The sequence below is a fragment of the Vibrio sp. OPT46 genome (assembly GCF_015163535.1).
GTDB classification, from domain to species: Bacteria; Pseudomonadota; Gammaproteobacteria; order Enterobacterales; family Vibrionaceae; genus Vibrio; species Vibrio alginolyticus.
In genome coordinates, this window is the sequence record NZ_JADDYG010000584.1 from 1 (window position 1) to 6,283 (window position 6,283).

Annotated in this window: 7 protein-coding genes; all 7 read right to left on the minus strand. The window is 43.9% G+C overall.

All coding sequences use genetic code 11. The features are described 5' to 3' along the window. Positions 1-1,724, minus strand: a 1,724-nt coding sequence (locus IQR33_RS23195; RefSeq protein ID WP_193844088.1) for a flagellar biosynthesis protein FlhA, incomplete at its 3' end; no start/stop codon positions are given. 31 nt (positions 1,725-1,755) lie between these two features. Further along, positions 1,756-2,883 carry a flagellar biosynthesis protein FlhB gene (flhB, locus tag IQR33_RS23200; protein ID WP_005375025.1) on the minus strand — a complete coding sequence of 376 codons (1,128 nt, stop codon included), beginning with the start codon at positions 2,881-2,883 and terminating at the stop codon, positions 1,756-1,758. Beyond that, positions 2,880-3,656, minus strand: coding sequence for a flagellar biosynthetic protein FliR (fliR, locus tag IQR33_RS23205; protein ID WP_005375027.1), 777 nt, complete (start codon positions 3,654-3,656; stop codon positions 2,880-2,882). Before fliR ends, flhB begins: the two co-directional genes overlap by 4 nt. Beyond that, positions 3,656-3,925 carry a flagellar biosynthesis protein FliQ gene (gene fliQ / locus IQR33_RS23210; protein WP_005375036.1) on the minus strand — a complete coding sequence of 90 codons (270 nt, stop codon included), beginning with the start codon at positions 3,923-3,925 and terminating at the stop codon, positions 3,656-3,658. Before fliQ ends, fliR begins: the two co-directional genes overlap by 1 nt. Before the next feature lie 12 nt (positions 3,926-3,937). Further along, the gene (gene fliP, locus IQR33_RS23215) at positions 3,938-4,696 is read right to left on the minus strand and encodes a flagellar type III secretion system pore protein FliP (RefSeq protein ID WP_005375037.1); all 759 of its coding nucleotides are present in this window, start codon (positions 4,694-4,696) and stop codon (positions 3,938-3,940) included. 18 nt (positions 4,697-4,714) lie between these two features. Next, complete coding sequence (fliN, locus tag IQR33_RS23220; protein ID WP_005375038.1) at positions 4,715-5,086, minus strand: flagellar motor switch protein FliN; 372 nt, start codon at positions 5,084-5,086, stop codon at positions 4,715-4,717. Continuing rightward, positions 5,083-5,901, minus strand: coding sequence for a FliM/FliN family flagellar motor switch protein (locus IQR33_RS23225; RefSeq protein ID WP_005375039.1), 819 nt, complete (start codon positions 5,899-5,901; stop codon positions 5,083-5,085). The genes fliN and IQR33_RS23225 overlap by 4 nt, the downstream gene beginning before the upstream one ends. Between the last annotated feature and the right edge of the window lie 382 nt (positions 5,902-6,283).

Sequence of the window (6,283 nt, forward strand, 5' to 3'; positions counted from 1 at the left end):
CGCACATCAGATGCAAGTAGGATCGGGTCCTTTGTATTTTCCGCGGATTCCAACATTGTGTTGGCAATCGTGCGAATATCTTTTAGTGGCACTTGGTCCAATAAAAGCTGACGATATACTTTCAGCTGCTGTGCTGGATTAAGTGCTGCTGCTAATGCTTCTGCTAGTTTCGGGGCTTGTTGTGTCAAACGCTGGGTTATTGCTTCCACATCGTCGTGCGTAAACAATTCTGCAAGGTTTGTCTTCATGATTTTACTAATATGAGTGGCTATAACAGTGCCATCGTCGACAACTTGGTAACCCATATTAAGTGCTTTTGCTTTATCTTGATGCTCAATCCACACAGCTGGCAACTGATAAGCAGGATCGCTACCCAAAATGCCATCTACCTCACCGTAAGTTTCGCCAACCGCTATCGCCATTAAACGCTCTGGTTCAATAAAACCTTGCTCAATGACTTCGCCATTTAGAGAAATTGTGTATTGGTTTGGCTTGAGGCTCAGGTTGTCACGAATACGAACTTCAGGTAATAAAAAGCCAACTTGTTCAGAAAGGTTTCGACGCACACCGCGGATACGTTGTGATAAAGGAGCCCCTTGTTCTTTGTTGACTAGATGGACGAGTCGGTAACCAAGCGCAAGTGATAATGTTTGGACGTGAGGAATATCATCCCATGTCAGCGGTGTATCATCGTCTTGCATTGCTTGTGAAAGTGCTTCGACCTCTTCAATCTGGGAGTCTTGCACTGGCTTCTTGGTTTGACGCCACCCTGCGAACGCTAATGCGCCAGAAAACGCAAAAAAGGCTAGGTGTGGCATACCCGGTACCATACCGATTACCGCCATAATACCTGCGACAGTAAATAGCGTTGCAGGAGTTGCCAGTAATTGCTTTTGCATGGTTTCCGACATGCCATTATCGCTATCATTAATTCGCGTAACGATAATCGCGGCAGCCGTTGCCAATAGTAGTGAAGGAATTTGAGCAACTAGACCATCACCGATTGTGAGTAGGGCATAAGTTTTAAAGGCGTCAGACGCAGCGAGTCCATGCTCGAAGACACCAATACTAATACCACCAATGATATTGATAAACAGAATCAACAAACCTGCGATGGCATCGCCACGCACAAACTTTGATGCACCATCCATCGAACCATGAAAATCGGCTTCGTTGGCGACTTCTTTACGGCGTAAGCGAGCCGTTTCCTGATCGATAAGGCCAGCGTTTAAGTCGGCATCAATTGCCATTTGTTTGCCTGGTAAAGCATCCAACGTAAAGCGGGCTGAAACCTCAGAAATACGTTCACCACCTTTGGTGATTACGACGAAGTTGATGATCATCAAGATGACGAACACCACCATACCAACGACGTAGTTACCGCCAATGACGACTTCACCGAATGCTTGAATGACCTTACCCGCTGCGTCACCACCATTATGTCCTTCTAGGAGTACAATTCGCGTAGAAGCCACGTTCAATGTGAGACGTAATAATGTTGCGACCAGCAAAATAGTTGGAAAAACAGAGAAATCTAATGGTCGCTTTGCGGTTGTGCTGACCAGCAATACTAGGATTGCTAAGACGATATTAAAGGTAAACAGCGCATCCAGTAGCAGAGGAGGCAAAGGAAGAATCACCATTGCTAATATCATTAGCAAGACGATTGGAATGCCAACGTAGCCTTTGGTTGATGTTTGAAGTTGTTTTAACCGGTTAAGCATACTTTCGTGTCCTTGGATAAACGCGGGTTAATCAGTGCTGCAAATGTTTTGGAATCGAAAAATGAGGTAAAGGAATTGGCTCTTTTCCCTCACCTTTACGAAAGGCTTTCAATTGCAAAACGTAAGTAAGAATATGTGCCACTGCGATGTACAGTTGGCTTGGGATTGCTTGTTCAATCGCCGTCGTGTGATAAATCGAACGGGTAAGTGGCGGGGAGTTAATGATTTCCACTTTGTTTTCTCGGGCGATACGTTGAATGTGCATAGCGGTTTCGTCTACACCTTTTGCGACGACAAAGGGCGCGTCAGAAAGTGAAGGCTCGTATTTCAGTGCGACTGCATAGTGCGTTGGGTTAGTGATGATCACGTCAGCCGTCGGCACCATTTTATCGATCTTACGGCGCGCAAACTGTTGCTGTATTTGACGAATACGTTGCTTTACTTCCGGACGACCTTCATTATTTTTAAATTCCTCTTTCAATTCTTGTTTCGTCATGCGGAGTTCTTTTAGGTGTTCCCAACGCTGATAAGGAATGTCGATAACCCCAAATAACAACAAGGCGAAGCCCATTAAGAGTAAGCCTTCAAACAGAATTGACATTACTAGAGAAAAACCTTGGCTGAGCGGGAGATTTTGCATGCCAAGTAATGGCTGTAAGTGGTTGTCTAAATAGCCATATAAGATGCCGAATATCACGGCTACTTTGAACGTTGACTTTAAGAGCTCAACCACTGAGCGGGTCGAAAAAATGCGCTTTATCCCGCTCAAAGGATTAATTTTGCTGAGCTTTGGCATCACGTTCGCGGGACGGAACATCCAGCCGCCTAGCACAAGGCTACTACCACAGGTCACGATAATAATGACGGTAAACAATGGTAATAGCATGTCTATGATGACCGCTAAACTTTGTCCCAATTGCTCGACAAGTTGTTTAGGATTTTCTAGGTCGGCTCGCGTCAGCATCATGTTGTAGCGAAAGATACCCGACATGCTTTCCCAAATACTATTAAGCTGAGAGTAAAAGTAGAGCGCCACCGCTAGAAATATCACCGCAGTAGTAAACTCTTTCGCGCGAGGAATTTGTCCTTCCTGGCGGGCTTTCTTTACCTTCTGCGGTGAGGCTTTTTCAGTTTTGTCTTGAGAAGATTGATCGCTCATGCTCCCCCCAACATAAAGTTACTCAAGTGTCTAATGGTGTCGTGAACGAGCGCCGTGTAGCGACCAGGAACACCAGAAACTGAGATTAATACGCTGAATAGACCCAGCAGCATCGTCATAGGAAAACCTAACGCATAGACATTAAGTGATGGTGCGGCTCGGTTCATTACACCAAAACTGATGTTGGCTAGAAGCATGGAAACAATAGCGGGCAAAGCCAAAGCGAGTGAAGAGGCAAACATCCAACCGAAAATATTGACAACACCTTGCAGAGAAAGCGATGTGATACCAGATCCGACTGGCCAAACAACAAAGCTTTGAATCACGATATCTATGACGAGTAAGTGTCCTTCTAGCGCGAGGAACAACAAGGTTGAGAAAATCAGAAATATGCGTCCCAAAATGGCGACAGAAAGCCCGTTAATAGGATCATTCATCATCGCCATACCTAAGCCCATTTGCAGAGAAATCACCTGGCCAAGCATGGTGAAAACGTTAAAGAGCATGTGCAAAATTAACCCAAACATTACTCCCCAAATAGCTTGCTCAAAAGCAAGGAACAGGGAAGTCATAGAGAATAACTCGACTTGTGGCATGGGTGGCATTAACGGTCCAGTAATGACAACGATCGAGAGGGCCAGTAAAGTACGAACCCAAACAGGAATAATCGCATCACCAAAGAAAGGCATTGAAATAAATACGGCTCCCACACGAAAAAACGGCCACCAGAGTTGACCGAGTATCGCCGAGAGCTCTGCAAATGTGATGGCCATTAGCCAATCATCCCTGGTATGTTGTGGAACAAGAAATCAAACAGTTCCATGATCTTACGTAGCATCCAGTGACCTGCAAAAATCACCATTAATAAGGTAACGAGCAAACGTGGCAAAAAGCTGAGTGTTTGCTCGTTGATTTGTGTGGCAGCCTGAAATACGGCGATACACAAACCGACAATTAAGCCTGGAACAACCAATACGGCAACCATCAAAATGATCAGCCATACTGCATCGGAAAATAACGTTACGGTTAGTTCTGGGGTCATAACTGCTCCTAGTTAACCGAAGCTGGCAGATAAGGTGCCAACTGTCATTGCCCAACCATCCACGAGTACAAATACCACCAACTTAAAGGGAAGTGAGACAATCAAAGGTGATAGCATCATCATACCCATTGCCATCAGGACACTGGCGACAACCAAGTCGATGACCAAAAACGGGATGAAAAGCATAAAACCAATTTGGAAGGCGGTTTTCAGTTCACTAATGACAAATGCAGGCAAGACAACGGCAAATGAAATATCCTCAACGTTTTGGTCGAGAGGCTCATTGGCAATACGTAACATTTGTTCAAGAGAGCTTTGGTGCGTCTGTGCCAACATGAACTCTCTCACTGGTTTCTCTGCAACAGAAAAAGCCTGTATTAGCGTGATTTCGCCGTTGTCGTATGGCTGAAACGCATTTTCATAAATATCGCTCCAGACAGGGCGCATAATCAGTAACGTCAATGCGAGAGCGATCCCGACCAACACTCTGTTAGGTGGGCTTTGTTGAAGACCAAGAGCTTGGCGCAAAATCGCAAGGACAACGACAATTCGAGTAAAGCTCGTCGCCATCAAAATAAATGCTGGAAGAAAACTGAGCGCCGTCATCAACAACAGAATTTGCAGTTTAACGCTGTATTCTTGTTGTGTGTCGCCATCAGAAACGGACAAGATAGTTAAGCCGTTGTCAGCCGCCATTGTTGGGAAAGCAAACAAAAGTGACACCAATACCAAAAGAGGTAACCAACGGTGCCAAGCGCTCAGATTTTTCATTGTGATGCCTACCTAAGATTATTGACCAACGCCACTCAATGCAGAGTCATGTACATCGATCAGACGAAGTCCATACTTATCATTGACAACGACAACTTCAGCGTGGCCCATAAGAGAACCGTTTACTTTCACGTCTAAAGGCTCGCCATTGAGCTTTTCCAACTCGATAACCGTGCCTTCACCCGCTTTCATTAAGTCCCCAAGTGGGATCTCCTTACTCGCAACTTCCAGCGTGACTGTGACAGGAATGCTTTTGAAAAAGCTAAGGTCACGTTCCGCAGTGGCTGGTTCTTGTTGGAGCGTATCTTCGGCTTCAAAGTCTTCTAATTGAAAATCATCAAAGTTCAGTTCTTCTGCGTCGAATGCATTAGTTTCTAGCGCTTCGCTCATCGCTGCGGTTCCTTATCAGGGTTAAAGATCAAAACAAGTTGGCCGTCTTGCTCGGCAATACGACCTGTAAATAGAGATTGGTTGCCAATGCTTACTGGAACCGTGTTAAGAAGCTCAATAGGTAAAATATCGTTGGGTTGTAAGCCAACCACATCACTTAAAGGCATCTTCTTTTTACTTAGAACAACGTTCAGTCGAACGGGGGTCGTCTCTAAAGAACGACAGAAAGGTTGAAACAAATCGGTATCAGGTTGCAGTTCAAGCTGCTCGATCAGCGTTTGAATAAGATGACCATCTAGCTTGAGATGAATTGAGCCTTGATGATCGTCAAACGCAATGTTTAATTGAACGTTAATGCCAATTCCTCTAGGGGTCTCATACTCACCCGTGTCCCACATTTCACCAGGAGCAAGCCAACCGATGATGATTCGACTGATGCGCTCTTGTAAACGTAAGTCACTGGCCGTCAGAGTAGCGGCTGAACGCTCTGCACTTGCACCATAAAATCTATCAGCCAACTTTATTAGCGTGTGAGGGTTACCATGGATGAATACCATGCCGCCTTCCTGATGTTGATAGGTCGACGTTTGCTCTTTGTCCATCTCAACCGATGTAAAGCGGTGCAAGTCTACTGAGGTTAAGCTAGCTTCCACTTTTCCTGTGCTGAGCCAATTTTGTAATTCAGTCGTAAGGTTTGAGCAAGATTCTGAAATTAAATTATCGAGCTTCTCACGAATGATATGAATAGGTTTGCCTAATAATTCTACATCAAGTAGTTGACTATCAGAAATAGGCTCGCTAACTCTATTTTCCATTTATATTTTACCGTGCGTTAACAATCGAAAGTGTTTTAACTTAATGGCGTGTAGTCTACACAGAAATTTTAATGATCTTTTAGCTCCAAACTCTAAGATTGTGACTTTAGTTCACATGTTGCTTTGTTCATATAGTCATAATCTTTTAATGAAATTTAAAAAGAGTTAGTTTTCTTTATAAATCGCTTAATAAATAAAATAACAATGTTGAGCGTTTTAGTTGTTATAGATTTTTTAAATTGCCTTTATGGCGTAACAACAACTTCAAACAAATAAATTATAAGATACTGTTTTTTATGCTTAAAGCTTCCGTTGGAGGCTAAGCGTGCTCTCTTGAGCGTTTTGTAACCAATTTTAATATTCAGAATAGGTAATTAAAATG